This is a genomic window from Marinobacter sp. V032, assembly GCF_052645435.1.
In genome coordinates this window covers 1,477,201-1,503,087 of record NZ_JBQXYE010000001.1, presented here as the reverse complement: position 1 = coordinate 1,503,087, position 25,887 = coordinate 1,477,201, and the positions used below count along the sequence as shown (strand labels likewise).

Sequence of the window (25,887 nt, the reverse complement as noted above, 5' to 3'; positions counted from 1 at the left end):
CGGGAGACCAGCCATCAGACCCACTCCACTGGCTGGTGCCGATCCACTTGCCTTTCAGCAGGCTTCGGTTTCGACAGTCGTTGCCGGTTCGAAAACACGGGCCAGGTGTTTCTGGTAGGCGATCTGGTGGCCGGCAATATCGGGTGCCTTGATAACATCATTGGCGAGGAATGTCGGCAATGCGCTCATCCCCAGAAACTCCATCGCCTTATGAACCGGGAAGTAGACGGCATCAACACCGCGGCCCTCGAAGAAATTACCGGGTTCTTCAAAGGCTTCCCGAGGGGCATTCCACGTAAGCGACAGCATGTATTGCTTGCCTTGCAGAAGCCCACCGCTACCGTACTGAAGGCTGGGGTCTGTGCGTGAGCGGCCATCGCTGGCATACAAGCTCCCATGGCCCCCGGTGAGCACTTCGTCCAGGTAGCGTTTGACGGTCCAGGGGGTACCCATCCACCAGCCGGGCATCTGGAAGATCAGAACATCAGCCCAGAGCCATTTATCTACCTCTACTTCAATATCGAAACCATCGTCGATACGGGTCTCCTGCAACTGATGGCCTTGTTCAGCCAGGAGCGCGCGGGCGCTATCATGCAGGGTATCGTTGTATCGACCGCCGGAATGAGCAAATGCCTTGCCGCCATTAAGTAGAAGAATGTTCATATATTTCCGTGCTCCAGTTCTGCGTGCAGTTCGTCTATTTAGTATGAGGTAGACTGCTCGGCATACGGGCTATCGATTGCACGCCACCTTCTCGCATGACAGAAGAGTATTTGAGCAGCGTGGAGCTCGTACTGCGTGCCGAACCTATCAAGTGGGTGCATTTTGCTCCGGCTGTTTTGTTTTATAAATAACGCTAAAATAGAAACACTTTTGCATTATTCGCAATAATCGAAGAGCTGAGAGCTGATGGGAGGCTGAATTGCGGAGTCGCTCGGAAGACCTTGAATTGCTGATAGCCGTCGTCGATTGTGGTGGCTTCAGTGCCGCCGCCAGACAACTGGACGTACCGGTGGCGAAGGTGTCGCGTGCGATACAGCGCCTGGAGCTGCAGCTTGAAACGCCGCTGCTCAATCGCACCACTCGAAGCGTGACCCTTACGAGCGAGGGTCGCGCTTTTGTCGACCGGATCCGCGAAGGTCTGGGCCTGCTAACCGAGGCGGAGGAGGCAATGCGCCAAAGCCGCGAGCGCCCCAGCGGCACCCTTCGAGTGGACGCGGCCACGCCCTTCCTGCTGCACCAGTTGGTCCCGTTGATCGGCCGCTTTTGCCAGGCATATCCGGGGATTGAGCTCGAACTCACCGCTTCGGAAGGCATTATCAATCTACTGGAGCAACGCACCGACATGGCGATCCGCATTGGCGGACTCGAGGACTCAACGCTGCATGCCCGCCCCCTCGGGCGCTCGCCATTACAGCTGGTGGCAAGTCCGCGTTACCTGGAACGGCACGGCGTCCCGGTAAGCCCCGCCGCCCTGCGTGACCACCGACTGCTGGGATTTATAAACGCCGGCAACCTCAATTATTGGCCCGTGGCAGGACTACCTCAAACAAGCGCCAACATTAAGACTCAGGTGAACACCTCAAGCGGGGAAGTGATGCGCCAGCTCTGTATTGCCGGTGAGGGCATTGCATGCCTGTCACGTTTCATGATCCAGGACGACCTTGCGCAGGGCCGGCTGGTCAGCCTGATGGCGGATCGCATTATCAGTCCCAACTCCCGCGAGCAGGTCCAGGCAGTCTATTACCGCAGCACAGCGCTCTCATCACGCATTACGGCCTTTCTCGATTTCATCGCGCCTCGCCTTCAGCTGCAGTGATAGTAGTACTCTGCAGTAATCTGCGTGGACTACCAGCACCCCTGGTCACACATCAGGGAGACCTGGTCGCCAACATGCATCACACCTCAACGTCTACTCTGCCGGTCGGCTAGCATTCCTGCCTACAAATCGCTGACGGATCGAATGTAAATCCGGCTGCCCTTTAGTGCCACAAAGCTTTAGATGTCAGTAGGTTGCACAAAACCGGTGCGATTTTATTGGTACATCATGAATTTTAGGCCGCTGTAGTGCGCTCTCGTGTTTAGCGCTATTCAATCCGCGTCACTCTCATCCTTGTATATCCGCAATTTATTGAAAAATATCACTTAATTATTTCTGGCATAAAAGCTGCGCTCGCTTGAATCCTTTGTTTCATAAATTAAAACGGTGAGCCACATGTTTCAGGAAAAAACAGAGGGTAATGACGCGCTTGCGATTGTCGGGAGCGATAAAAAGCGCTGGGGCTGGTTTGAAATTTTCAACATCTGGGCGAATGACATTCAAAGCCTGTTTGGCTACACACTGGTCGCTTCATTATTTATAAGTTACGGCGTAACAGGCTGGACCGCCTTTGCGGGATTGATCACCGCTGGCCTGATGGTCATGTTTCTGGTCAATATCTCAGGTCGAGCGGGGGTCGATTACGGCATCCCCTATCCGGTTCTAGCGCGCGCCAGCATGGGAACCCAGGGTGCAAAGCTTGCCGCAATATTGCGCGCAATCGTCGCCGTGTTCTGGTTTGGCGTACAAACCTACTTCGCTTCAACAGCCTTGAATCTGCTATTGGTCACCCTGACCGGCGCGCCCGGGGGCGAACTCTACTTTGGCATGACGCTGCTGGGCTGGTTCTCTTTTATTATCGTCTGGATACTTCAGATGGTGATCTTTTCGCGCAGCATGGATTGGGTGAAAAAATTTCTGAACCTCGCCGGGCCGTTTGTGTATGCCGTTATGATTGGGCTACTGGTTGTGCTGTGGCAAAAGGCAGACGGTCAACTGCTCTCCTCTGCAAACTCGATTTTCCAGAACCCGAACGCGAGTTTTGGAACTGAGTTGAGCGGATTTATCGCTATTGTGGGCACGATGGTGGCGTATTTTGCAGCCGTTATGATCAACTTCAGTGATTTCTCAAGATTTGCCCGCGATCGTAAGTCAGTCGTGATGGGGAACCTTGCCGGCCTGCCATTCAACATGGTTTTCTTTTCTGCATTAGCGCTTCTCATTACTGCGGGCGCGGCAGTGGTCTATGGAGAGCAACTCACCAATCCCACCGCGATCGTTGAAAAAGCAGATAGTGCCGTGTTGAGCGTTATCGCAGCCATCACTTTTTTCGCCGCTACGGTGGGCATCAATCTTGTCGCCAACTTTATCCCCGCAGTCAACGGCATTGCGAACCTGTCGCCTTCAAAAATCAGCTTCCAGAAAGCCGGCATGATCACGTCGTTGTTTGCACTGGTGATCGGTGCACTTTGGACCAGTTTTATAAGCCAAGTGGGGATAGGCGCCTTTGTGAACACATTGGGTGCAACCCTGGCCCCTTTGTACGGGATTATGGTGGTTGACTATTATCTGGTGCGGAAACAGAAGCTGAATACCGACGCGCTCTACGACGAATCATCCTCCAGTTGTTATTTCTTCAAGCAAGGCTGGAACAACACCGCACTCGTTGCATTTGCGATTGGCGCGGTGTTCTCGGTAGCGACGGTATGGGTTGATGCGCTTGCTCAACTTTCAGGCTACGCATGGCTCTTGGGCGCACTATTGGGCGGGCTGCTATATCAATGGCTTAGCAAAAAGACACTGGTGGCCATGCCTGTTGAGGCTGTTAATTAAGCGAAGCGCTGGCCTGATGATCTGCCGGTTTGCACGGGAGCCCCTTATAAGGTGTGCTCCCGCATCTTAACCAGAATATGAAGTTTTCTACCACAGAGGATGACTGAGGCAGATCGGTTTCAGTTTACACGCCTCGCGCCCACCAAAAACCCGCCCCCAATCTCTACTTTATGATTCTCAATGATGCCCGCCAGGCCCATGCGCGTGGCCGTGTGCTATTTCACTTGGATCGGCATCGCGCACTTCGGTGATGTCGATATCGAATGTCAGCGTTCTGCCAGCCATCGGATGGTTGGTGTCGACATCGACGAACTTGTGACCCACCTTTACGACCACCACATGGCGCGGTCCCTGATCGGTCTGTACCTGGGCGACCATGCCCGGCTTCCAGCGTTTGGCGCCACGCAGGTGTTTGAGCGGCACACGCTGCATGGCGTCGGCTTTGCGCGGGCCGTAGGCTTTATCCGGGGTGATGGTGACACTGAAGCTTTCGCCTGCATCGCGGCCCTCAAGGGCTTCTTCCACGCCTCGGACAACACCGCCGTGGCCATGCAGATAAGCGTTCGGCTCGCCACCATGAGAACTTTCAATAACCTTGCCTTGTTCGTCACTGACGCTGTAGTGGAACAAGACCACGTGATTCTTTTCGATTGGCATAGGGTTCTCCGCGCCAGTTAAAGGTAGGCCATTATAGCCGGCTGAGACGTTGACTCCAGTCGGCACTTTTGTTCGGGCCTTCTCTAACGCGACGGGCAAGAATTGCACTTGTCCCGGCTCTTCAACAAACACAGTGCCAGGCCCAACCCCGCGCAAGCGATCAGGCCCGGGAACCTTAACCCAAAAGCCACCTAACAGATTCGTGATTAACTGTCGGGTGTGTAGGGCTCAGGAGCAGGAAACGGCACCGGGGGTTCGTCCTTGAGGGATTGCTGGAACTCCAGCACACGCTCGGTGACGGCGGGAAATACCCAGGTCAGGTTTTGCGCGCCTGTGTTGTTCGCACCCCCGGTGATTCCGAACAGTTCTTTCGGGTCTCTGATCAGGTTGTGCACTCGAGGGAAGTTGTGGGCGACCGGGGTATCGAACATGCTGTCCTGTTTCCAGTAATGCACTTTGAAGTTCCGCCACTTGTATGACTGCAGGCGACTTCCGTTATAAGCCGGGAAACCCTCCCGAGCGGATTTTTCCGTTTGCCCGGTAAAGAAGGGCAGCTGATCGACTCCGTCAATCATACGGTCGTCCGGCACCTTGAAGCCTGCAGCATTGGCCAGGGTCGGCATCATGTCGACCATATGCACAATCTCATTACTGACCCCGCCCTCCGGCACATGGCCTGGCCAACGAATGAGAAAGGGTGTCCGTAACGACCCTTCCAGTGTGGTGAAATAAAACCCGCGCCAGTAGCCCGCAGTGCCGAAGTGATTCGGGGCTTCTTCAGGGCCATTGTCACTGGTCCAGATTACGATGGTGTTGTCGCGAAGCCCGAGCCTGTCGATGGCGTCCAACACCTGGCCTGCGTTGTGGTCCACCTCCGCCAACATATCCGCCCAGCGTCCATTGCCCGTTTTGCCCTCAAAATCGGGATGCGGTATTGCAGGAAGATGAGACTGTGTATAGGGGAGATAGAGGAAAAAGGGATCGCCGGCATCCTTGGCCTGCTCCATGAAATCAATGGCGCGCTCCGTCAGTTCCCGGTCAATCAGTGGGCGGGTGCTCAAATTGTAGTCTTTAACGGCTACAGGCGTTTCACCGCGCTTGGCTTCAACTATTTTGGGCGCTTTTACCACTTCAGGGTCGTAGCCAAACTGTGAGGTGTATTGTGATTCATCGGTGGTGTTTGCAATACCGTACCAGCTGTCAAACCCCTGATCTGTGGGGTACCGGCCTTCCTGTTCACCGAGGTGCCATTTACCGAACATGCCGGTGCGATACCCCGCCTCTGACATGAGTTCGGCGATGGTTACCTCCCATCCCACAAGACCATAGGGCAACCCCCACACAACCTTGGTAGTGCCGGACCGAATCGGATGCCTGCCTGTCATCAGTGCAGAGCGGGTGGGCGTACATTGGGGTTCTACATTGAAGTTCAGCAGCCGGGTGCCTTCTGCAGCCAGCGCATCCAGGCGAGGCGTTTCCGCACCGCGAAGCGCTCCACCTCCGTAAACGCCAATTTCGCCCCAACCGAGGTTGTCCATCATCATAAAGACAACGTTCGGCTTGGCATTATCCTGTGCCCAGGCAAATGGCATCGCCAGCGCGTTGAAAAGAATGATCAGCCCAACGCTTTTAAATCGCTTCATTGCATTTCCCTCTACTGGCTCAATGGTTCGATGCAGCGTTACCAACTTAGGTGAGTTACCGAAAGTATAGTCAAAGGGGCAAAACTGGCTTGAATCAAATCGAAAAGACGCTCTGCCTGATAGCGCTCAGGCGCGCGGTAGGCCACTTGAACTGATCGCATCGACTACCGCGCTGGCTGAGCAGACTGCCGACTCCAGCAGCGGCACGCCTTCGTAGGCCCAGGAGCCGCAGAAGAACACTTTGCGGCCGGGCTGGCGATGCCATTGAACCAGCGCCTCGTGAACCCGGGCAGTGCCGGAGTCGACAACGGCGCGATCCAGCGGCACCCGGGCGAGCACCTTGTCCGGGGCCGGATCGAACAGCGGGTTCCAGGTCTGGAAAACCGGGGCCTTGCCCGCAAGCGTAGGCTCCACTTTGTTGACCCAGACTGTAAACATGGGCTTTTCCAGCGCTTCGTCCATCTGGAAATTCAACGCGGTCCAGTCCTGTTTCTTCGTGGGCATGAAGCGCGCGTCCTGGTGGACCCAGAGCTCGCCGGAGTCGAATCCGATGCCTTCCAGCAGTTCCCGCTCGTGCCCGAACTGCGCGTCATCCAGAAAGCTCAGCTCATTGGCCTGGGTCGCCACAATCGCCCGATCAAACACGCCACCTTCGCCCCGCTGGTTGCAGACCTTCACCCCCTCCCCGATTTCTTCAACCTGCACCACGGGACTGCCGGAATACAGCGGCAGATCTTTTATCAGTTTCTCGACCAGCGCCGACGTACCGCCCTTCAGGCGACGGATGTGGGCGCCGTGGAGTGTGCTGTCGAGCAGCGAGAGTAGCTGCGCCGCAGGCCAGTCGAGCAGATGTTTCTCCTCGCAGGTGCAAATAGTGGTGAGTATTGGCAACACCAGCCCACGCCAGAACAAGGGGTCAAAATCATGCTGCTCGAGGATTTCACCCAAGGTGGCGCCGTTATTCTCGCGCTCAAGCCGGCGCGTAAGACGTTTAAGTTGCCAGATGCCCCGCCCCATGCGCAGTGCACGGCCATTCAGATAACGCAGGGAACCAATAGAGGGCCAACCCAGAACCGGCACCTTCCCGCCGCTACGAAACCAGGTATGACGATTGGTCCAACTGCACGAAGCATCGAGGCCAATTTCGAAGGTGCCAACGCCTACCTCACTGGCGAGCTGGAGCAGGCTTGGCCAGGAATCCGCACTCATCACGCGCAAAGGCACATCCACCAGACCGCCATCCACCGTGAGGGCGTGGGCATCCATCCCATGGCGTTTACTGGCTTCAAATACGGTGACATCGTGGCCGGCGAGACGCGCCCGGTAAGCCGCCGCCAGCCCCGCCATACCACTACCTATGACTGCAATGGAGTAAGTCATCAGGCACCCTTGTCTAACATTTGCTTAAAGCGTAACAGCTTCCGCAGGCGTCACACCTCATTCGCCTTGCGATAGCTACCCTGATAATCAAAGATCCGATCCTGCACCTGCCAGTAATGCTTCTGTTTGCGGGCAATCACAAAATCCGGTGCGGGCAACAAGGTTTGTATCCCGAGCACCTCTTCAAGGTTACTGAACACTTGCGGGGCCTGGCTGTTCGCCAAACGTCGTCCAAATAGTCTGTTGAAAACGTTGCGCTGTGCCGGCTTGCTGAAATCAAAAGACTCACTGAGCTCTTCCCCGTCTTCACCGTGATAGGTGATTCTCAGCTTGCTGTCGGTTTTGCCGCTATAGGCGCTTAAGGTGGTACCAGCGCAACGGATTACCATGGCATCTTTCAGTTTCAGGGCATTTTTTAACTGATCATCCGGGTCGATAATGGCTTTTTTACACTGCTGGCAGTTACGGGCCGCAATATCATTTTCGCTGCCGCAGTGTGGGCACTCCTTGAAACGAAAACGGTAATCGCACTGTTCAGGGCGACTGCTCCTGGCTGCAGCTCCATCCTCTTCAGCAGGCTCCAACAGCCCCTGGCAACGGCGTCCGTAATGCTCGGTAACGCGGCCTTCACTATCAGTTATGCCCCAGAAGATATTGGCAAACCCACAGCCCGGGCAGAATACCTGCACCGGCTCGCTATCCGGATTCGGCTTCTTCTCCCCTACTTCGGGGTGATACAGGTTGACCCTGTTGCCGGCGTAATCAATCACCAGACACGTCTGCTTACCTTCATCCAGACGAAGCCCGCGTCCCACGATCTGCTGATACAGGCTGACCGACTGGGTGGGTCGAAGAATGGCGATACAGTCCACATGGGGCGCATCAAAGCCGGTGGTGAGTACGGATACATTCACAAGGTACTTTAATTGCCGCTGTTTAAAGCGCTGGATCAGCAGATCCCGCTCGTTCTGAACGGTCGCACCGGTGATCAAGGCGGTCTGGTGTTCCGGCAGATAACCGGTGATTTCACGCGCATGATCCACGGTTGCCGCAAAAATCATCACCGCCTGACGCTCAACCGCCAGCTCCATCACCTGCTCAATGATGGCGCGGGTTACACGCTTGTGCTTGCTCAGCAGCTTGTTCACGTCCTTTTCGGCATATTCGCCAAAGCGGTTCTGAGACAGCACAGAGAAATCGTATTGTGCGACCGCCGCGTCGACCAACTCGGGTTTGGTGAGGTACCCCCGATTGATCATATAGCTCAACGGCAGTTCATAAATGCAGTACTGAAAGGGCTTGGCCTGCTCTTCACCACCTTCACTACGGCCACGGACAAAGCCCCGGTAGTGATAGCGATAGATCCAGCCCATGGCCAAACGATAGGGGGTGGCGGTTAGCCCGAGCACTTTAAGGGCGTCATTCTGCTGCTTGAGCAGCTCGATAATTCGCTGATACTGACTGCTGTCATCCTCACTGACCCGATGGCACTCATCGATGATGAGCAGCGAGTATTCATCCCTGAACTGATCCAGATTGGCGGATACAGACTGCACGCTGGCGAAGGTGACCTGATACCGGTTTTCCTTCTGCTTTAACCCCGCAGAGAAGATGCCGGCCGTTAACCCATAACTCTCATATTTGGCGTGATTCTGCTCGACCAGCTCTTTTACGTGGGTCAGCACCAGAATTTTACGACGGGCAAGACGGGCCAACTCCGCAATGACCAGACTCTTACCCGCACCGGTCGGCAGCACAATTACCGCAGAATCATCCGATTTGCGGAAATGGTTCAGCGTGGCATCGACGGCTTCCTGCTGGTAGGGCCGGAGTTGGAAGGGAGCGTTCATCTAGCAGCGCATCATCTTATCGGGATGAGAAGAAGGCCATACTAGCAAATTCCGGCGCCATAACGCCGGGCCAAAACTAAACCTGCCTCGGAAAACCACGTTAACTCTCATGGATTTAAAAAAGAAACCGCCCCGAGATCATAACCAGCTACATATGCTTATAGATAAATGTTATAAATCACTCTAACTCTATAATATTGTTAGGATGACATAAAAATGAGGACGATCTTGGCGTTTACCCTGGCTTCCACGTTGATGGCTGGTTGCGGAGGTAGCAGTGACAGCAGCGATCAGGGAACAAACGGCTCTGGAACCGGTTCCGGGTCGGATTCCTCTCAGGGTGGGAATGACAACGATTCCACCAGCCCGACCGGCGAAGCAACCGTGCTTGAAGGCACCTGGAAAAAGCAATGCGGGCCAGTTGCTGGCCAGGAGCATTCCGATATTGTGACCTTGACCTTTACCGGCAACACTTTTACCAGCGATATCGAGAACTATATTGATGCCGGCTGCAATGTCCCATATGCCGAGGCGCCAAACCCCACCGCGTCGGGAACCTTCATATTAGGTGAGGACGTAATGCTGAGTAGTGGCGTCACAGCGACCGAACTCGATAGCCATATCACCCAGTTCGACGGCGCGCCATTCGACATCGACGAATACAACGTCATTTACATTCAAGGCGACATTCTCTACACCGGCGAAGGTGAGGCTGATTCACCGCAACAGCGACCAACCAGCCTGGACTACAACCGCCCCTTTGATCGTGTGAACTAGGCGCCGCCATCCTCCTAAAACAGGAGAGGCCTTGCAGGTAGGCGATAACTCCGCCTGCAAGGTCTGAATCCATGAAGGGCCTGATTGATTGACCCGGGAGGGTTAGATTCTGTTTTTAAAAGACCAATACCGGGCTGATCAAAATTAAATCGACCTGATGCCTTTAGCGTGATACCAGTACACAAGGAGCCCCAATGCCTTACCAGTTTGACGACCTCAAGAAGAGCTGCCCAGCCGAATGGCGTGCCTACATCGAGCACCGCTTTGTGCGGCAGCTGGGCGAGGCCTCACTGGCTCCGGAGGCATTCCAGCATTATCTCAAACAGGACTATCTGTTCCTGATCCAGTTTGCCCGCGCTTTTGCCCTCGCCGCCTACAAAAGCCCGACCCTGTCGGACCTCCGTCAAGCCAAAGACGGGTTGCAAGCGATTGTGGATACCGAGCTGGACTTGCACATCGGTTACTGCAATGAATGGGGGATCTCAGAGCAGGAACTGGCCGACCTTCCAGAAGCCCGCGCCACCCTCGCCTACACCCGCTATGTACTCGACACCGGCAACCGCGGCGACCTGCTTGATCTGCACGTTGCCCTGTCTCCCTGCATGGTGGGTTATGGCGAGATTGCCAACTGGTTGAACCACCACACAGACACCATTCGAGGCAACGCTAACCCCTACGATGCCTGGATAGCCATGTATGAAAGCGATGAATTCCAGGACGCCATGCAGGCAGAGGTTCGCTGGTTAAATGAACGACTGGCCGACGTTTCTCCTGCCCGGTTCGAGCAGTTGACCCGGATATTCCGGGACGCCACTCGACTGGAAATCGACTTCTGGGATATGGGGCTGAACCTGAGTGACTGAGTCAGTTATCGCGGTTCGGAAGCGGGTGATTTCCGGAGAGCCTAATTGAGGCGGGATAGGCTCAGTCATCAAGGCGAAGCGCTTTCCGAATGCTTCGGATATACCATGTCTCCGGTGTCTTTCTCGTGAAGGGGCGGGGTCACTGCTCTCGCTCCATGGCAGTTCTGGAACGATGAATAAACTCAATCTGCCCTTTAATTCGCTTATTGCCTTAACGCAGAACAAACCCCGGGAGAGACGTCGACCGTTCCCAATCGTTCACCCTCACGATCGACAGTCGCGTAGCGGATGGTCGCCCCATTATCAATCAGACTGGAAACCCTTGGATCACCGCATGCACTTTGCACACCGATCTGATTGAGGATCACTTGAACCTCGTCGAGGTCCAATTCGCTTGCAGTTGTAGTATGAAGGCGCTGACTGTAGATCAAAGCAGATCCTTCAACTTCTACACTTTCGAGGCGTGTGTCAGCATCGAGATTCAGGGGCAGATGTGGGCGTATCATGTTACTGATTTTGGAAAGCGATTCCGCGAGTTCATCTGAAGGTTCACATTGCGATAGAGAAGCTGTCTCTGTGTATTCCTCTACAATTAACCAACGATCGCCTTCGCGTTCTACGTCCATATGAAAGTCCAGGCCGTCTATACACTTGAGGGCGGAGGATCGTAGTGCAGTTACCCGATAGCCCTCGCCGTGCGAATCTACCTGAACGTCTGTGTAGGTGGAAACATCGCCCCGACGTTCAGCTACCGGCATTATCTTTCTGACCAGAGTCTGCCATTCAGCACCGGTGAACTCGAGGGTATCCCTTCCATCCCGAAGCGTGCTGATTCTCGCATCAGGGCTGTAAAGCTCAACAACATCAGCATCAAAATTCTTTCCGAATTCGACGTACTTGTTAAAGAGCGCCTGAACTTCATAGGCATCATCGGCAAACGCAAATGAACTGATTAGAAGGGTTAGAAAAACGATAAAACGCATTGGCTATCCTTAGTCATTTCTTACTTGATCCTTTACATTACTAAACAAGTGCAGCGTTAGCTTTCTGGACGCTGCACCTCTAAAACTAAACCTGCCCCGGTTCTGGAATTCTCACCAGCTCGGATCGCCGAACCAGAGTGATCAAAAAATCGACCTCCCCCTTAACCAGTTTGCATACTTAGTTTTTTCGTCTTCTAAAAACCAGGAATGCGCCTCCTATACCTATCAGGGCGATGGAAGATGGCTCCGGCACTTGCGAGGCAATTTCTGATGACAGGCTATCGGGTTTATAATTAAACTGACCAAAAATTCCGGGTAATTGAATTGAACCAAATGTATAATTATAATCTTCAAAGCTCATTGGGTAATCAGGTAGTTCGTCACTCGTAATCAAACCTAAGTCAACATCCCTGTTTTGGAAACCTGCAACTACTTCCGCCCCGTTTTCTAACCTACCAGTCACAGTATAAGAATCAATAACCGGATACATACCAGGTTTAGGTGTATACTCCCAATTGTTCTCCGTCAATATCATCGAAATATAACCGCTATAGTTATATAGAACAGAGTTACTGTTTGACGAATCCAGTATAGATAAACTAAAGCTGCTATTGATTTCAGTAAACATATACTGGCCAACAACGTCCCAGTCATTAATATCATCAACTCCAGACGGATCATAATTAAAAGACCCGACAACGATATCGCCTTCTTCGACTTTATCAAAATATGAACTAGATCCAATGTTTCCGGAAGCGCTAGTAATTATTCCTGAGTAATCAATAGTTGATGCATAAGACGGGACTGAAAACAACAGTAATGCGGCGGAGCAATAGCGGTACTTCATGGGCAATCCTTGCGAAAAAAGTTGTACAGCAAGCAGACTCGTACAGAGAGCCTACAAAGAGCATAAAATAATAACAGAAATTTAATGATTGGCAATCAGGATGCAACGGGACAGATTGAAACTCGCCCCGGTTAGATGCAGCTCTGAACAAAGCCAAGACCCGGTACCGACACTACATCTTTTCCACTTTAATTTCTGTTGTCTGTAAACATAAACCCCGGTATCTTCAAAGCTTCCAGGCTCAGGACGAGCTCCAGAAAAAAGGGAATTCTTATGGATTCTTCCGAGCGAGAGCATATCGCTACGGTACTCAACTATTTCTGGGGAGGCGGCACAGCGACTCCTCACTCCGTAAATGAAAATACCGCATCTGTTGCCTACGAAGCTCTAGAGGAAGCCCAGAGCTGTTCGGCTTCTATGGATCTTGTTCCGCGCCCTGTATTCGGTCGCCCGGGCATTGGCCACGCGGTGAAAGAAGTGGCAAAGATCGGTAAGCGCATAGCGTCCGGTGATACCGAAATCTACGAGAGTTGTCGTCGCCAAGTTGCATCAACTTACCGCATCAAGATTGAGATGGCGCTACAGGGGATATGAAGTGAAACGGATTTATCTATTTTTGACGATGCTGCTTTTATCTACTGCCGGGTGCGCCGACTCCGAACCAACTATCCAAGCTGTTTTCTCGGGAGTGAAGTTCAATATTCCGAACAATCCATTGATAGTCGGAAACCTCGGACAGAACAACGATCTACTAATCGTGAAATACAGCCGCGAATTGGGGAAGCAATACATCGGGTTTTCAAAAGAACGCGACATCGATACCGGCGGTTGTACTGCCGATGTTTTTTTTGAAACAACAATTGAAGACGATGATGCCGATACAAAGTGCAGCGGGACAGCGATTGATGCATTCCGTAAAGTCTTCGTCGAAGGCGCTTCTTATGGTCAATGGAAAGGAAAGAAGCGTGAGTACTACTTCTTCCTCAAAGATGAGAAACCATCGTTCATCTTCTATACTCTGACCGATGGCTCGGTAATTAAACTGGAATCTGATTTTATGGATAAGCAGGGATTCCGGGAGATGCTGGGGGCTGAACTTAATTAGCATCAAGTACCGGGGCTGATACCGCCTTAAGAGTCAGCGCTCGGCTGATCAAAATTAAAAGCTTCAGTAACAGCGATCAGACCATCGCAGCGCGAACCGGGTTTAGAAGGATGTATCGACACAGTTCGAGTAGATAGCTGTCCTTCTTGACAAGTATTGCCTTATACCGCCCCTGAAAGACATGCCCTCCCCGATTATGATTGCGATTGAAGAATTGTGTATACACCCCGTTAAGCTGACGCATCCCTCTCGACAGATTACCTTCAGGGGCTTCAATCAAAAGATGGTAGTGGTTGCCCATCAGGTAGTAAGCGTGGCATTCCCAGTTGAAGGTCTCACACACTTCATCGAAAACTGACAGAAAGGCACGGCGGTCATCCTCTGATTCAAAAATCATCTCACGCCGATTTCCGCGAGACGTCACATGATACAACGCGCCGGCAAATTCCAGTCGCAGCGACCTAGCCATTCCTTGGCGCCTTCCGTGGTGCTAGTTGGGGGTCCGGCTCGGCTGCTTGGGGTAAGATCGATTTAACTTTGATCAACCAAGGCTGCCAACCGGACGCCCTTTTCCAACCTTCCCGGCCTTGCGCCCAAGAGCCGATTCCACCTGCTCCCTGAATCGTCCGCTGCCTAAAATCTGACTGGCGGACAGGCACTTGGCGATATCATTTCTGGCTTGCTCTGGCAGACTGAACCTGAACAAATCCCGGTACGCGATGCTCCGATCAACACTGTTAACTGCCAACGCCTCGAATAGCGAGTGTGGAGAGATCAGGCTGTCGGGTTCGCCCAGCGCATTGAATCGAAAACTACTCCACGGATACTCTTCCGGTTTGCTGACCATACAGGCCGTCACTGGATTCAGCTCGATGTAGCGATAGCAACTCAGGAGATAGCCCTCAGCATCGATCAGACTCCCCTTGTGGCGCCCTTCCCACAATGTGCCGGACCGACGATAGGTTCGATTCACGTACTGAACGTATTGACGACCCACGTGCTGCATGAGCCTTGAAATGCTATCGGTATGGTGGGGCGTAAGCAGAAGGTGAACGTGGTTGGTCATCAGGCAATAGGCATGGAGCTCTGCGCCATAGCGTTTCAGCCCCTCACCCAGCACTTGGCGGTAGTAGCGGAAGTCCTCTTCCGCAAAGAAACAGGCATCCCGGTTGTGGCCACGTTGAACCACATGTACAGGAACGCCCGGTAGATACATTCGTGTCTTCCGCGGCATATTCCAAATCCGTTTGGCTTGGTGTTGAGCCTATCCTTTGGCTCCCACGGGGATTGTAACTGAACGGGTTCGGAAGACCGAATTGATCAAAATTAAATCGATCTGACCCCTTTAATCCACCCGGATATTCCGGGACGCCACTCGACTGGAGATCGACTTTTGGGACATGGGGCTGAACCTGAGTGACTGAGCCGGTTGTCGCGGTTCGAAAGCGTGTGATGGCCGGAAAGTCTGGCTGAGACGAGGTAGGCTTGATCATCAAAACTAAGCGTCAAAATCGGGGCAAAGGGCGCGACCTGACTGGCATTCTGTCTTTATGTTGAGCCTATTCATTGGCCCACACGGAGGTTCTAACTAAACGTACTAGGAAGACCCAATTGATCAAAACTAAATCGATCTGAGTCCTTTTGGGTTGCCCTTCAATGCTGCGAAATAACTATTATCTGCTTTAATTTCTAAGCGCCCTTGATAGTTTGGCGGCCGCAATGTTCAAGCATTCATCGAAAGTAACGATATGGGTTTCATCGATTCGAAGGCAATATCGGCCAACATCGAAGTTTGATTTTGGATCGCCTGGTATGTCATAGAAGATCTTGTAAATCATTTTTTCTCTGAGTGAGCTTTTACTCTGCTGAGAAGGTTTAATCGTTTGAGGCTTCTCGGCGTTAACTTCAACTTGGCGCTTAGCCAGCCCTGTTGGTGCGATATTCAGGCACTCTTCGAGCGTCATGGGTTTGCTGTGTTCAGTGCGAAGGCAGTATGCGCCATAATCAAAAAATGGGCTCGAATCTTCTGGGATCTCATCAGCAACACGCTCTACAGCCTTATTTCTGGATAAGACAGCATTCTCCTGGACAGACTGAGTAGTCGAAATTTTTATCGAGTGTTTGTCTACTGTGGGATTCAGACTTTTGGCCCCGAGAGTTAACAGGTCGATGTGAGTGTAAGTCAGGTAAATAAATGCAACGACATAACAGTTGAAGGCAATCGATCCGGTCAGCAAGCGGCTAAAGAATTGGATTACTTTTTTCATACTAAAATCTGAGCTCTGTTATTATGGGTCTTGCTACTACGGTATCCTAAATTGGGAGTCTGATAATCCAAACCGTACTCAATTTACAAATAATCCGGAGTATAGGGGTTCAATCTTCTTCCTCTTCCTAACCTTGTGCTTCTGCAAAATTGGGATACGCAAAAACTAGGACAAATTTATTTCCCGCCAACCTCTAATCCAAGCGTCTGCTTTCAATTTTTGAGATTACTCAGGTAATAAGCGTAGTTCTATCCTGTTCTTCGACAAAAACAGCTTGCCGATTATGACCATGCTGAACAATGTAATGAGGTGAAAAATGCACGATAACAAGGGCTTGGCGGGGTACTGGCTTCTCCTTGCTTTGGGAACGAACGCATATCCATCCCCGCTGTCGGATTCTACCTTAGCTAACAACTGTGCAGCGCTGAGAACTGAGCGGGAAATAAATCTGTCCCGGTGTTTCCCGATGAAACAACTTGCGCTTCAAGACCACATCTCACTCTGACAGGGGATTCAACTATATTTTTAGTAACCGGCTAACTCTGGTAGAGCAAATATTGAGCGAGATCTTGCCTTATCAAGCCAATTAAAGCGCTCATAAACGCCGTAAATCTCTATTAATTCTTTCGCAAGTTCACCATAGTGTAGAAAACAAAGGCTTAATACTAAATTATCGAAAAAATTTTCTTTATCAACTAAGTGCATAAAACTTTCTTTTATACCCTCAATACCTTCCCGGCCACGCATTTCAGCTGCTCTGAGCTCTCTTTGATAGGTAAAAACATATGTCTCTGAAAACTTCTTATCACGAGCAAAATAAAATAAAGATCTGAGCCCTGCGAGCACCGTTGGTGTAAGTTGCCCATTAATCCCAACCCAAAATTCGATCTTTGCTTTATCATCGATTTCTAACGAACCCATAATGGAGTCTACATCCATGTCCATAAATTTCGAGTCATTACTTTTATTTTTTATTTCAGGATTTATTTTTATCCAAAAATCTAAAAACCATATCAAATCATATTCATCTAAACCTCTTAGAGGCAACTGCCGACCAACCTTATACGCAAGCTCATAATTTGATTTAATAATATTTATAGCTTTCGTTAGGTCATTGCTAGTTATACTATACTTTTCACGCAGCTCTAATTTTTTCTCTCGAAATCCTTCGTTCCGCCACAAATTTATTTCTGGAAGATCTTCGGCTATTTTGAACAGTTGTTGTCGAGAAAGCTTGCTTGTAAATGTACTCAAATAGTACTCTTCTAAAAGGTAGTCATTGAACTCCAGCAGCTCGTTTAAATTTTCTTCTAGTCGACTAAACTTTTCCTTTAAAACAAAAAAATTTATTAATGCTACATTCGTTAAATGCCGCTGACTCTCTTTGTCTGTAGGGTATCTGAACGTCTGCCCCGTCGCATCTATATCTGCGATATCAAGTATAATTGGCTCAATTTTTGAATTAACAACCTCATAACGACTATCAAAACTTTCGGATTGCTGTTTGAAGAAACCCCAAACATTTCCTATGTCATGAGACCTTACCAGATCGAAATTCAGAACAACCCCTTTAATTCTTGCAATTTTCTGTAATTCTGAAATCGCTCCTTTTAACCGAAGCTCAACTGAATGCCTCATATTGAAACAAACTGGATAAACCAAATCATCAACAGTAAGACCGATACCTCTTGAACTAACAACTTTATCAATAAGAAAATTAGCAGCCTTTGAAAACCCTAATGCGTATTCAACATAGCTAGGCGAACCATTATCCCCGACACACGCATTTGCCCACGCTGGGCTACTGCCATGAAATGTTGAGTTTTCTTCTCTCATAATGGCCTCGATATTAACTTAATATATAGCACGAAAATATACAGCGCTTCAGAATGGGGTAGTTGTCGCCGTGATTGTTATCGTTAGGATAAGTCATCAAACATGTCAGGATTCCGTACGACACTAAAATCCTTAGGGTTAACTAGAGATGCCGACCTTGGATTCACATGGAGATCACCTCGGCATACGACTGGAATATTAGGTTTGTGAGCTTTGACGGCTTCCCAGTAATTATCGAGATCAAGCTGAATCGAAATATTCCTCGTAACCCCATTCACTAGTGAACTTACCCTAACAACGCCATAACCTTCAGTTGGCTCATGGTCCATCCTCACCACTAAACCGAAAACTTCATAGTTATTAATAACGAAATTACCCTTATAATACTCGGATGCAGTCGCTAACACTGGAACTTGACGTGATAAAAACTTGTGCTTTCTGACAATTTTCTGAGAGTCTATTTCAGCTAGCGCTAGCTCTATCGAAATCTCTACGTCACGATTCCTATTAACACCACTAATACCAATTATTGCATCACAAAGATTTGCGCTCACTCCGCTTGAAATTGCATCTTCAAAAAAAATCAGGCTTTCCGATTCTTCATATTTTTCAACAGCGATAATTGTCGCCTCAAGGCTTTTGGCCAAATTATTGCTCATCGACCGAGTGATAGAGCTGTCAGCTTCTGAAATATCTCCTTCAGGAAACGGCATAATGGGAGCAATAACATTAACCACGTAACTTCCACGCTCAGTCTGTCCAAATCTTAGGGTTTCTAGAAAGTCTTTCACGGCTGACGGCCAACTACCCGAGAAGAACCGTTTCTTTTTGAAGGCAGATAGACTAGATGAAACCAGTAAGTCTTTTGCCCTCTCAAAAAGTAGCACGCCATCATCAAGCGGGATCACACCGCCTTGAACGTCAGCATTTATTACTCTAATTCTCACTATATCAGAACTAAAATTAATAACATCTTCAATGACTTTTTTTATAGGCCGCTCCTCAAAATCAGACACGACCTGCATCGCTTCATACATCCTTTGCATATAGTCACGAAGACTTTTATCTAAGGGCTGAACTAACTCTAAATCAAAGTACTTTTTTTCAGGTCTATGCCATACCTTGGCTTTGTCACCTATAGCTTCATCGTCAGTCCACCCACTTGAACGGAGATATTTCTCGAGTTGAATCGGAACAATATCTTTGATGGCTAAGCTCAGATCGAAGAAGCTCATGCCATCTCCATGACATTAGCCATTTCCATCAAATAAAGCATACTTTCAGAGGTTAGTCGTTGCGATCTAGGAATCTTTATCGTTACTGAAGTGCGATTTTCTACTGTCGGCATACTACGTAGTGAAAACCAATAGCAACAGTGCTTAATAATACTAAAATTTGAGTGATGAACTAACCACTCTTGACAGTCTTCTGGTACTACCAAGACAAACAAATACCTTGGACAAAGAATATTGTCGCCTCTAAGATCATTATAATTCTTCAATGACAGTGAAAACTTCAAGAAACCTTCTTCACCGTCATTATTGGCCGTACATTTCAGTTGAGCATCAAATTGGGGGTTTCTAATACCAAACCTGTAGCCTCTACCTCGAACAATGACATCTATACTATCGTCATCCACGTCAGGTTCGGCACTCCTGAAGCCCGATTGAGCAGCTAAGGCTTTCACAAAAGCCTTGCTGAACAGTTCTTTTTTTTGGCTATTATCCATGTGCAAACTCGTATCCTAAAAAATATTAATACTCAATGCAGTGGCGCGGTAACTATCCGTTGACTTTTGTTTTATGCGGCCTCTTGTGATACAGCATCAATGGCCAGTGGTATCGGGAAATGTATTGAATTGGACCCAATATGGAAAAAACTTTTTCCTATCATAAACTTCAATCATTTATTCAGCTGGTCTTCCGATAGCTAACAGTAAGACCAGAATCGGGACGGATTTATTTATCCGATATCAGTTCGTTATACACCTCACACAACGCCCATCTCTTCCTCAAAACCTCAGGCTCCCGACTCCCCATAGCCGCCACAGTAGCCGCATTACAAGCCTGCCTCGCCTTTTGTAACTCAGACTCTTCACTAGCCACACTCACGCTCGCAATCGTCGGTTTAAACATCATCGAGGCGTTGCAATACATCGTCCGAAACTTGCCGTGTTTCCAGTTCTGCTGTGGTGCCTTGGAAAGCTCAGAGCAAAGAACACTGAACAAATCCTTGGCCTTCAAACTGCATTCAGAAAACGCTTTAAGGTTATGGCTGACGTTGCCGCACACGCTTTTATCGCGGATTCGCCAAAGCTGATGCTGGAACGCCACATTCACGCCGTTGTACTCGATTTCCACAGGCGTAACCTGCGTGCCGTAGATCTCGGCAACGTTGTTCTGAACATGGCCCTTTACCGTATTCAGGTATGCGGCAAACAAATAGGAAACTGGATCCAACTCTCTCTACTCCGACTGAAGGTTCAGCATTCCCCGGCACTTCGGAAACACTGAACAGCCCCAAAATTCTTTTCCAATATTTTCGCCACGTTTAACCACACGGCGAACCATCTCGCCCTGGCATTTCGGGCAACGAATCGCATTCTCTTTTTCTTCAACAATGGTTTTAACGTGCTTTACATGCTCGCGGTGCGTCTTGAATGACGCCTTCAGGCGACCGGAAGCGACTTTCTCCACGATCACCCTGACTTCCTCCGCATTCAGCACTGCATCCTGATGCGATTTTATAAACCGCAAATACCCACCACCCCGCGTCACATTCGCAGGCATATCTGTCTTAAACGTCGCATCCCCCACAAACACCACCACCGAATGAATCTGCGAATCACTCAGCCCTAACAACCCCTGCAGCGTTTTCAAATGCTTGTAGTTCTGATGCAGTGGGTTCTGGAATTTCTGGGAGTGCTTGAAGATCTTCTGTGTCCACTGGCGCTGGTGAGCGCTGCCGAAAATCCACCCCTTCATGTTCTTGGTTTCCACCACGAACACGCCAAACGGCGACACGATAATGTGATCGATCTGGGTGGTGCCGTCTTCTGTCGGCAGGGTGATGTTGCGGATCAGGTGGTAGGTGTTTTTATCGAGAAAAAGGCGAGCCGATACATTGACGAGGCATTCGCCCATCCAGCCTTTGAACCAGGGCGATTTCAGAACATTTGCAAGAATGATGAGCGGTATGATGTACCAGAGAACTTGGATGACGGGCTGAAAGGCAGGTGCAAAATCCATTTTATGATCCCCGCCAACGCACTCCGTACATTGGCTACTTCGTTATTGTTAGGCGCGTGAATCGCGCAACTTTCTTTATGGTTAATGAATTTATAGCTGGGGATTAATTAGGGAGCAATTGAATTGGGTAACCGCTTTGAAAACTCTTGTTAAACAAAAAGGCGCGAGGTTTCCCGTCGCGCCTTTTTGATCGTGACTCAATGTGGTCACACTGCCATTTGATCAGGCTGCCAAAAGCGCCCCAGTCGCCGCCAGCGCTACACCAACGCCGCGCGAGATCCGGCTGTCTGTTTTCATCAACAACGCCCCCAGACCGCGCCCGGCAAAGGCAATCGCCGCTGTCGCCAATCCAAAGCCTGCCATGTAGGCCGCAAAGTGCGCGCCCATTGGCATTTCCACTGCGTGGGCAAAACCGTGAAACACCATAAATGCGGCAACCAGAGTGCCGCCTACAGCAGTCGGCAGTTTGGCTAATGTTGCGATCAATACACCCGCCAGCATCACGGATAACGCGATACCAGTTTCAACACCCGGAATGCTCAGCCCGGCAAACGCCAGCCCGGCGCCCAGGAACATGCCACCGATCATGAACAGCGGTGTGCCACGCTGCATCACTTTGGACTGGCGCATGCTCCAGAACCCGATGGCGGCCATGGCCAGCAGGTGGTCGAGGCCCAGCATCGGGTGCAGCAGGCCGCTGGTGAAGCCACCTTCACCGTGGCCCGGATGAGCAGATGCGGCGGTGGCCGTGAGCATGAGGCCGGCGGTGAGCAGGGTTTTGGTGAGTCGATTCATCTTTTTTCTCCTAGAAAAACTGCAGATATTCAATTATTTAACAGCTAGCACTAGCCTCTGGTTCTGGTGGCGTGAAGGGCAAGGCGCACCGACGCGCAGGAAGCGGGACATACCGACCGGTAGGACCGCTTTTGAGCATTGGAGCAACGCTGCCATTCGCGTCACCAGGGCCTTAGGCGGTACTCGCAATCTTGCTTGGGCGACGCTCTGGCAACATTCCGCGTTCGAGGATGAAGCTAATGATCTCTTCCAGCCCTACCCCGTCATACAAATTCGCAAACACAAAGGGCCGTTCGCCGCGCATCTTTTTGGAGTCCCGCTCCATGATGTCGAGTGAGGCGTGGACGTATTCGGCGATGTCGATTTTGTTGATGATCAGCATGTCGGATTTGGTGATGCCGGGGCCGCCTTTACGGGGAATCTTGTCGCCGGCGGACACGTCGATGACGTACAGGGTGAGGTCCGACAGTTCCGGGCTGAAGGTGGCGGAGAGGTTGTCGCCGCCGGATTCCACCAGCACCAGTTCCAGATCCGGATGACGGGTCTGGAGATCGTCGATGGCGGCCAGGTTCATGGAGGCATCTTCACGGATGGCGGTGTGGGGGCAGCCGCCGGTTTCTACGCCGAGGATGCGGTCGGCGGGCAGTGCATCGTGCTTGAGCAGGAAGTCGGCATCTTCACGGGTGTAGATGTCGTTGGTGACCACGGCGATGTTGTAGTGATCACGCAGGGCCAGGCAGAGCTGGCGCAGCAGTGCGGTTTTACCGGAACCGACAGGGCCACCGACCCCGACGCGCAGACAATGTTTCATGATGTGTTCCTCATCGTTGTTTCTGGGTGCGCTCTGGTTGGCGCTTTAGCTACGAAATAATCGTGAATACTGTGTTTCGTGATGGGCAGACGCGAGCGCAAGGCCGGGCAGAACCGGGCCCAGTGCGTCGTCCTCCAGCATTTGTGCGGCGTCCACGGCTTTCACCAGGGACGGGCGCAGTTGTTCTGTGAGCCTTTGGGCGGCGGTGTGCCCCAGAGGCAATGCCTTGCAGGCCACGGCGAGCTGGTTTTCCATCCACGCCCAGGCGAAGCCAAGCAGGGTTTGGCGCACCGGCACATGGCGTTGATGGGCGGCCCAGGCGAAGACGGTGACGTAGCCGGGATCGCCGGGCATCAGCCCGTCTTTTGGCATGAGTTCCAGGCTGGTCAGCAGTCGCACCAGTGCCAGGCCGAGGCGGGTGTCTTCGTCGCTCAGTTCGGCGGTTTCGCGTGTTGCGTGAAGCCAGTCGTTCCACTCAGCCAACGCGTTTGCATCGCTGTTGGCCCAGGCGTTTTGCAGGCGTATCAGCAATGGCAATTCGCAGCGGGTGAGGCCATCTTCCAGCACGCCTTCCAACCACTCGCCCAGCTCCGCCTCGTTGGTGACCCAGCCGAGTTCAAAGGCACTTTCGAGCCCCTGTGACCAGGCAAAAGCACCTATCGGCAATGCCGGACTGACCAGCTGCATCAGCCCCAGCAATGACAGATCGGCGGAGGTGGATTCAGTGTGCATGGTCGTTTTCCGCGTCATGGCTGTGGTCGTGGCTATGACTGTGAGAGTGGCTATGGGAATGCCCATGAGCGTGCGAATGCGATTGTCCATGAGAGTTCTCATGAGAGTGCCCATGAGAATGACCGTGCGAATGCCCTTCTCCTGCTTTGGCATAGGCGCCCGGTTCCGGATCGAACGGCGCCTGATGGTGCTTCAGGGTGGCGCCGAGTCGTTCGGCCAGTTCTTCAAGCACGTGATCAGGCGGGAAGCGGACCCAGCCTGTTTGATCATCGGTCTGGCCTAGCGCCAGTTGCACGTGGCGGTTGCCCAGGTGATAGCTCAGGCGGGCCATGGCCAGGCCGTTGGCGATTTCAGCGGTGACCACCGGTTCGTCGGCGGCACGGATCTGGACGATTTCGCCGCTATCGGCTTGCAGGCATTCGCCTTCGCGCAGTACCGGGCCACGGTCGAGAAACAGGCCCACGTCGGTGCCGTTGTCGGTGGTCGCCCGCAGGCGCCCCCGAATGCGGAGTTCGTAAGGCAGGGTCAGGCTGTCGAAGATTTCAGCCGATTCGACCTGGCCCATGCGTTGTGTGAGTTCCAGCATGTGGGCTCCTAAAACAGGTGGTAGCGCTGGGCCAGCGGCAGCTCGGTGGCCGGCTCGCAGGTCAGCAGTTCGCCGTCCGCATGAACCTCGTAGGTCTGCGGGTCCACGGTTAGTTCCGGACAGGCGTCGTTGAGTTTCATGTCGCTCTTGCGCACCTGGCGCACGTTTTTGCAGGCGGACAGCGGGCTGTCGAGACCCAGTTCTTTATCGACGCTGGCATCCAGTGCGGCCTGGCTGACAAAGGACAGGCGGGTGGCGCTGGCTGCCTTACCGAAAGCGCCAAACATGGGGCGGTAATGCACCGGTTGCGGCGTGGGGATCGAGGCGTTCGGATCGCCCATTGGCGCTGCCGCGATCATGCCGCCTTTGAGAATGCAGGCGGGCTTCACGCCGAAGAATGCGGGGCTCCACAGCACCAGATCCGCCAGCTTGCCAACTTCCACCGAGCCCACATCGTGCGCGATGCCGTGGGTGATGGCGGAGTTGATGGTGTACTTGGCGATGTAGCGCTTGGCGCGGAAGTTGTCGGCGCCCATGTCCTGATCTTCAGGCAGCAGGCCGCGCTGGACTTTCATTTTGTGGGCGGTCTGCCAGGTGCGGCATATGACTTCGCCCACCCGGCCCATGGCCTGTGAGTCGGAGGAGATCATGGAGATCACGCCCATGTCGTGCAGGATATCTTCGGCGGCGATGGTTTCGCGGCGGATGCGGGAATCCGCGAAGGCGACGTCTTCCGGAATATTCGGGTCCAGATGGTGGCAGACCATCAGCATATCCAGATGCTCGTCGATGGTGTTCACCGTGTAAGGCCGTGTCGGGTTGGTGGACGACGGCAGTACGTTGGGCCTGGAACAGGCTGTGATGATATCCGGTGCGTGGCCGCCGCCTGCGCCTTCGGTGTGGAAGGTGTGGATGCAGCGATCCTTGAACGCCGCCAGGGTATCTTCGACGAAGCCGGATTCGTTCAGGGTGTCGGTGTGAATGGCCACCTGCACGTCGTACTTGTCGGCAACCGTGAGGCAGTTGTCGATAGATGCAGGCGTGGTGCCCCAGTCTTCGTGCAGTTTGAGGCCAATCACGCCTGCCTTGATTTGCAGTTCCAGCGCTTCCGGCAGGGAGGCGTTGCCCTTGCCGAGGAAGCCGATGTTCATTGGCTGCGAATCCACCGCCTGGAGCATCTTGCCGATGTGCCACGGGCCAGGTGTGCAGGTGGTGGCGTTAGTGCCGGTGGCCGGGCCGGTGCCGCCGCCGAGCATGGTGGTAATGCCGCTCATCAGGGCTTCTTCGATCTGCTGCGGGCAGATGAAGTGAATATGCGGGTCGATGCCGCCAGCAGTGAGGATTTTGCCCTCGCCTGCGATGATTTCAGTACCGGGGCCGATAACGATGGTGACGTCTGGCTGGGTATCGGGGTTACCGGCCTTGCCGATGGCGGCGATGCGACCTTTCTGGATACCCACGTCGGCTTTGACGATGCCCCACCAGTCGAGAATCAGGGCATTGGTGATGACGGTGTCCATCACGGTGTCGTCTGCCAGTTGGCTCTGGCCCATACCATCACGGATGACTTTGCCGCCGCCGAATTTTACTTCGTCACCGTAGTGGGTGTGGTCTTTTTCGACTTCAATCCAGAGTTCAGTGTCGCCCAGGCGAATGCGGTCGCCGGTGGTGGGGCCATACATGTCGGCGTAGGCTTGTCTTGTGATTTTCATGTTATGCCTCTTCTTTCTAACTTGGGTGCCTGGGTTCGCTCAGTTATCGCTCTGCGGGAAACGCTCAAGCACATCCCTCTGGTGCTTGGGCTCCGCCATCCATGGCTCCGCACATTCCCGCAGAGCGATAACTGACCAACCCT

General features: G+C 52.1%; 26 protein-coding genes. 6 read left to right on the top strand and 20 right to left on the bottom strand.

Annotated features, from left to right (window positions below; genetic code table 11):
• Positions 1-54 precede the first annotated feature (54 nt).
• Positions 55-663 (bottom strand): NAD(P)H-dependent oxidoreductase, encoded by a 609-nt coding sequence (locus ACUN9X_RS06865; protein ID WP_445472597.1) that lies wholly within the window; start codon positions 661-663, stop codon positions 55-57.
• 259 nt (positions 664-922) lie between these two features.
• On the opposite strand from ACUN9X_RS06865, the gene ACUN9X_RS06860 reads away from it, so the two are divergent.
• Together ACUN9X_RS06860 and ACUN9X_RS06855 are read left to right on the top strand one after the other, a co-directional pair.
• Positions 923-1,819 carry a LysR substrate-binding domain-containing protein gene (locus ACUN9X_RS06860; protein ID WP_445472596.1) on the top strand — a complete coding sequence of 299 codons (897 nt, stop codon included), beginning with the start codon at positions 923-925 and terminating at the stop codon, positions 1,817-1,819.
• Between the two features lie 396 nt (positions 1,820-2,215).
• A complete protein-coding gene (locus ACUN9X_RS06855) occupies positions 2,216-3,652 on the top strand; it encodes an NCS1 family nucleobase:cation symporter-1 (protein ID WP_445472595.1) in 1,437 nt (478 codons plus the stop codon).
• Between the two features lie 177 nt (positions 3,653-3,829).
• Here ACUN9X_RS06855 and ACUN9X_RS06850 read toward each other — a convergent pair whose 3' ends face one another.
• The 4 genes from ACUN9X_RS06850 to ACUN9X_RS06835 form a co-directional block, all read right to left on the bottom strand.
• A complete protein-coding gene (locus ACUN9X_RS06850; RefSeq protein WP_260036371.1) occupies positions 3,830-4,309 on the bottom strand; it encodes an FKBP-type peptidyl-prolyl cis-trans isomerase in 480 nt (159 codons plus the stop codon).
• A gap of 206 nt (positions 4,310-4,515) precedes the next feature.
• Positions 4,516-5,952 carry an arylsulfatase gene (locus ACUN9X_RS06845; RefSeq protein WP_260036385.1) on the bottom strand — a complete coding sequence of 479 codons (1,437 nt, stop codon included), beginning with the start codon at positions 5,950-5,952 and terminating at the stop codon, positions 4,516-4,518.
• A 126-nt stretch (positions 5,953-6,078) separates the two neighbouring features.
• On the bottom strand, positions 6,079-7,332 hold the full coding sequence (locus tag ACUN9X_RS06840) for an FAD-dependent oxidoreductase (protein WP_445472594.1): 1,254 nt from the start codon (positions 7,330-7,332) through the stop codon (positions 6,079-6,081).
• Between the two features lie 50 nt (positions 7,333-7,382).
• Entirely contained in the window at positions 7,383-9,182 is a 1,800-nt protein-coding gene (locus ACUN9X_RS06835; RefSeq protein WP_445472593.1) for a DEAD/DEAH box helicase, read from the bottom strand.
• 216 nt (positions 9,183-9,398) lie between these two features.
• Here ACUN9X_RS06835 and ACUN9X_RS06830 point away from each other — a divergent pair, with 216 nt between their 5' ends.
• Together ACUN9X_RS06830 and tenA are read left to right on the top strand one after the other, a co-directional pair.
• Entirely contained in the window at positions 9,399-9,959 is a 561-nt protein-coding gene (locus ACUN9X_RS06830; RefSeq protein WP_445472592.1) for a hypothetical protein, read from the top strand.
• Between the two features lie 194 nt (positions 9,960-10,153).
• Complete coding sequence (gene tenA / locus ACUN9X_RS06825; protein ID WP_445472591.1) at positions 10,154-10,822, top strand: thiaminase II; 669 nt, start codon at positions 10,154-10,156, stop codon at positions 10,820-10,822.
• Between the two features lie 203 nt (positions 10,823-11,025).
• On the opposite strand, the gene ACUN9X_RS06820 is transcribed toward tenA, so the two are convergent.
• On the bottom strand, positions 11,026-11,805 hold the full coding sequence (locus ACUN9X_RS06820; protein ID WP_445472590.1) for a hypothetical protein: 780 nt from the start codon (positions 11,803-11,805) through the stop codon (positions 11,026-11,028).
• A 178-nt stretch (positions 11,806-11,983) separates the two neighbouring features.
• The gene (locus ACUN9X_RS06815) at positions 11,984-12,652 is read right to left on the bottom strand and encodes a PEP-CTERM sorting domain-containing protein (protein WP_445472589.1); all 669 of its coding nucleotides are present in this window, start codon (positions 12,650-12,652) and stop codon (positions 11,984-11,986) included.
• Between the two features lie 273 nt (positions 12,653-12,925).
• On the opposite strand from ACUN9X_RS06815, the gene ACUN9X_RS06810 reads away from it, so the two are divergent.
• Together ACUN9X_RS06810 and ACUN9X_RS06805 are read left to right on the top strand one after the other, a co-directional pair.
• Positions 12,926-13,246 carry a hypothetical protein gene (locus ACUN9X_RS06810; protein WP_445472588.1) on the top strand — a complete coding sequence of 107 codons (321 nt, stop codon included), beginning with the start codon at positions 12,926-12,928 and terminating at the stop codon, positions 13,244-13,246.
• Between the two features lies 1 nt (position 13,247).
• Positions 13,248-13,757 carry a hypothetical protein gene (locus ACUN9X_RS06805; RefSeq protein WP_445472587.1) on the top strand — a complete coding sequence of 170 codons (510 nt, stop codon included), beginning with the start codon at positions 13,248-13,250 and terminating at the stop codon, positions 13,755-13,757.
• A 76-nt stretch (positions 13,758-13,833) separates the two neighbouring features.
• Here the strand turns inward: ACUN9X_RS06805 and ACUN9X_RS06800 are convergent, their stop codons facing one another.
• From ACUN9X_RS06800 to ureC, 13 genes are all read right to left on the bottom strand, one after another.
• Positions 13,834-14,226, bottom strand: coding sequence for a transposase (locus tag ACUN9X_RS06800; RefSeq protein WP_445472586.1), 393 nt, complete (start codon positions 14,224-14,226; stop codon positions 13,834-13,836).
• Between the two features lie 72 nt (positions 14,227-14,298).
• Entirely contained in the window at positions 14,299-14,991 is a 693-nt protein-coding gene (locus ACUN9X_RS06795; RefSeq protein WP_445472585.1) for a transposase, read from the bottom strand.
• Between the two features lie 448 nt (positions 14,992-15,439).
• Complete coding sequence (locus ACUN9X_RS06790; protein ID WP_445472584.1) at positions 15,440-16,024, bottom strand: hypothetical protein; 585 nt, start codon at positions 16,022-16,024, stop codon at positions 15,440-15,442.
• A 525-nt stretch (positions 16,025-16,549) separates the two neighbouring features.
• Positions 16,550-17,860 (bottom strand): hypothetical protein, encoded by a 1,311-nt coding sequence (locus tag ACUN9X_RS06785; protein WP_445472583.1) that lies wholly within the window; start codon positions 17,858-17,860, stop codon positions 16,550-16,552.
• Positions 17,861-17,943: 83 nt separating this feature from the next.
• Positions 17,944-19,095: a hypothetical protein gene (locus tag ACUN9X_RS06780; RefSeq protein ID WP_445472582.1), complete on the bottom strand. Its 1,152-nt coding sequence runs from the start codon at positions 19,093-19,095 to the stop codon at positions 17,944-17,946.
• The gene (locus ACUN9X_RS06775) at positions 19,092-19,589 is read right to left on the bottom strand and encodes a DUF4365 domain-containing protein (RefSeq protein ID WP_445472581.1); all 498 of its coding nucleotides are present in this window, start codon (positions 19,587-19,589) and stop codon (positions 19,092-19,094) included. Before ACUN9X_RS06775 ends, ACUN9X_RS06780 begins: the two co-directional genes overlap by 4 nt.
• Positions 19,590-19,818: 229 nt before the next feature.
• Positions 19,819-20,319, bottom strand: coding sequence for a hypothetical protein (locus ACUN9X_RS06770; protein ID WP_445472580.1), 501 nt, complete (start codon positions 20,317-20,319; stop codon positions 19,819-19,821).
• Between the two features lie 6 nt (positions 20,320-20,325).
• Positions 20,326-21,108: an NERD domain-containing protein gene (locus ACUN9X_RS06765; RefSeq protein ID WP_445472579.1), complete on the bottom strand. Its 783-nt coding sequence runs from the start codon at positions 21,106-21,108 to the stop codon at positions 20,326-20,328.
• A 222-nt stretch (positions 21,109-21,330) separates the two neighbouring features.
• The gene (locus ACUN9X_RS06760; protein ID WP_445472578.1) at positions 21,331-21,903 is read right to left on the bottom strand and encodes a HupE/UreJ family protein; all 573 of its coding nucleotides are present in this window, start codon (positions 21,901-21,903) and stop codon (positions 21,331-21,333) included.
• Positions 21,904-22,075: 172 nt separating this feature from the next.
• Positions 22,076-22,714: an urease accessory protein UreG gene (ureG, locus tag ACUN9X_RS06755; RefSeq protein WP_445472577.1), complete on the bottom strand. Its 639-nt coding sequence runs from the start codon at positions 22,712-22,714 to the stop codon at positions 22,076-22,078.
• 45 nt (positions 22,715-22,759) lie between these two features.
• Entirely contained in the window at positions 22,760-23,446 is a 687-nt protein-coding gene (locus ACUN9X_RS06750) for an urease accessory protein UreF (protein WP_445472576.1), read from the bottom strand.
• Positions 23,436-24,032 (bottom strand): urease accessory protein UreE, encoded by a 597-nt coding sequence (gene ureE / locus ACUN9X_RS06745; RefSeq protein WP_445472575.1) that lies wholly within the window; start codon positions 24,030-24,032, stop codon positions 23,436-23,438. The genes ACUN9X_RS06750 and ureE overlap by 11 nt, the downstream gene beginning before the upstream one ends.
• Before the next feature lie 8 nt (positions 24,033-24,040).
• A complete protein-coding gene (gene ureC / locus ACUN9X_RS06740; protein ID WP_445472574.1) occupies positions 24,041-25,744 on the bottom strand; it encodes an urease subunit alpha in 1,704 nt (567 codons plus the stop codon).
• Positions 25,745-25,887 lie beyond the last annotated feature (143 nt).